The sequence below is a fragment of the Treponema sp. R8-4-B8 genome (assembly GCF_054786175.1).
Genome location: NZ_BDHE01000122.1, coordinates 1 through 1,082, shown reverse-complemented (window position 1 = coordinate 1,082; position 1,082 = coordinate 1). Strand labels below are relative to the sequence as shown.

1 protein-coding gene is annotated in these 1,082 nt (G+C 37.3%); it reads left to right on the top strand.

Annotation, left to right across the window (positions count from 1 at the left end):
- Nucleotides 1–198: 198 nt before the first annotated feature.
- Nucleotides 199–1,082 (top strand): WD40 repeat domain-containing protein (locus tag ACYVRA_RS06715; protein WP_461251973.1); only part of this gene is annotated, 884 nt, incomplete at its 3' end.

The window sequence follows — 1,082 nt, the reverse complement described above, 5'->3', positions numbered from 1 at the left end:
ACCGGGGAAGGAACTGTAAAAATATGGTCGGCGGAGACAGGACGGGAACTTAAAACGCTGTACACCTGTCATTCATACGCAAACTCAAGAAATATGTGTTATTATGCGGAGTTTAGCCCAGACGGGAAAAAATGCCTTATGATCATCAACCGTTCGGAAGGAGGCATTTATGATTATAAAAACTGTTTTATATTGATTATGGATGTTGAAACAGGCAGAACTTTAAGGCAACTTAGTGGTCATAATGGGTATATTCATTCTGCCATTTTTAGCCCTGACGGGAAACGGGTCATTTCTGGAAGTGATGATAAAACAATAAAGCTATGGGATGCCGAAAGTGGAAAGGAAATTAGAACTATAAGTGGGCATACAGATGTTGTTAATTCTGTTACATGGAACCCAGATGGTAGACAAATTATTTCTTCTGCCAAAGATAAAACAACTAGAATATGGGATGTAGAAACAGGAAAGCAGATAAGAAGTATCACAACAAAGGATAATGTTAATAGAGTAAAAATGAGCCCAGACGGCAGACGATTATTATTAAGTGGTTATAATATTATGGGTGTTTTCGATGCAAATAACTTTAATCCAATATTCGGTATTGAGTATTCTAATGATAATAGAGGAGAAGCTTTCAGTACTGATAGCCGAAATATTGCAATTGCAACCCAAAGAGAAATTAAAATTATTAATGTAGCAAACGGAAAAGAAATTACGCAAATATTATCAAACTTATCAATAAAAATGGATATATCAGTTATGATTCTATCTAAACCAACAATTGCATACCATCCCAATGGAAAAAGTATCGTTGTCGGATATATAGATGGAACAATCTTAATTTTTAGCGTTGAAAACGGGAAAAACCTTCTCACTTTTGGAACTCGCCATGTTCGGGATATACCATCCGCTTCTATCAGCCCCAATGGGAAATACATTGCCGTCGCTTTCGAGAAAGTTATCCATTTGTGGGATACAGGAACATTACAACGCATAAAAACCTTGAGCGGACATAATGACATTGTAGGGCGGGTGATATGGAGCCCTGACAGCAAACGGCTTGCGACTAAATCATACGG